Raw genomic sequence first — 1,223 nt, forward strand, 5'->3', positions numbered from 1 at the left:
TGGTTCAACCGATTCCGTCGATTGCCCGTCCGCTACGAGCGACGCAGCGACATCTACGAGGCCTTCACGAGCCTCGCGGCCAGCCTCATCACCCTCAACCAGATCAAACGGTTCTGTTAGGCGCTCTAAGCTTCCGACTTTGCGCTGGATCAAGGACTCCTGCGGGGCCGGGGCTAGGGTTCGTCCAACGAAACCGAGGACGCTTCCATGCCGGCACTCCAGAACATCAAGAACGTCATCGTGGGCCTGACCGAGGAAGGTCAGCAGGGCGAGACAAGTGACGCCATCGGCTACGCCCTGTCGCTGTCCGTCGCCGCCGGGGCGCACCTCACCGTGCAGGCCGCTTCGCGTCGCATCGTCATGACCAGCGCCCTCGCCGGCGGGTTCGGACAGGGCCTCGTCTCCGAGGAGAACGGGCGGACCGCCGGCCTGAGCCAGGCGGTGGCTGAGAAGGTCCGTGGCGACGCCGCGAGCGCCGGTGTCGCGTGCACCGTTGATAGCCCGCAACTGACGCATCCGGACATCCTCGCCACGTTCGCGGCCAAGGCCCGGTTGCACGACCTCACCATCCTGGATGCCGAGGAGCGCACCATCGACCTCGACCGGGAGCTGATCGAGGCGGCCCTGTTCAACAGCGGCCGCCCCGTCATCGTCGTCCCCGCCGGCCACAACGCCTTTGCCGGCCGGCGCATCGTCATCGCCTGGGACGGCGGCGCGCATGCGGCCCGGGCCGTCAACGACGCGCTCCCGTTCCTGCTCGCGGCCGACGCCGTCGAGATCATCTCGGTCGTCGGCGAGAAAGAGCTTTCGAGGTCGGTCGCGGGCGCCGAGCTCGCTCCGCACCTCGCCCGCCACGGCATCGCCGTGACCGTGGACGACCTGCCGGTGCGTCCGGACGGCGACGTCGCCGAGACCCTCCGCGACGCGGCCATCCGCTACCGCGCGGACATGATGGTCATGGGCGCCTATCGCCACGGCCCCATCCGGCAGTGGCTCTTCGGCGGGCTCACCCAAACGCTGATGACGGCGTGTCCGATCCCCCTCTTCCTCGCGCACTAAGTGCCGACGAAACCAGCCGACCTCCGAGAAGGAAAACCATGAGACCGATCCTGAAGCACCTCGCCGTGGCGGCGGCCCTCGCGTTGTCCGCCCTCGCCATGCCGGTATCCGCCGATGCCCAGGGCCTGCCCGGCGGCATGCGCCGCGGCGCATGCCGCCGGGCA

The 1,223-nt window shown here is 69.1% G+C and carries 1 protein-coding gene and 1 pseudogene; both read left to right on the forward strand.

Going from position 1 to position 1,223, the window contains the following annotated elements:
* Positions 1–120 (forward strand): annotated as a pseudogene (locus FV220_RS24985) (IS5/IS1182 family transposase); the annotation flags it as partial.
* A gap of 87 nt (positions 121–207) precedes the next feature.
* A complete protein-coding gene (locus tag FV220_RS24990; protein ID WP_147833583.1) occupies positions 208–1,059 on the forward strand; it encodes a universal stress protein in 852 nt (283 codons plus the stop codon).
* The last annotated feature ends 164 nt before the right edge of the window (positions 1,060–1,223 follow it).

The sequence above is a fragment of the Methylobacterium sp. WL19 genome (assembly GCF_008040005.1).
GTDB classification, from domain to species: domain Bacteria; phylum Pseudomonadota; class Alphaproteobacteria; order Rhizobiales; family Beijerinckiaceae; genus Methylobacterium; species Methylobacterium bullatum.

Bases quoted from the DNA above. Each gene is read 5' to 3' on its own strand.
- FV220_RS24990 (WP_147833583.1), top strand. From the start codon at position 208: ATGCCGGCACTCCAGAACATCAAGAACGTCATCGTGGGCCTGACCGAG.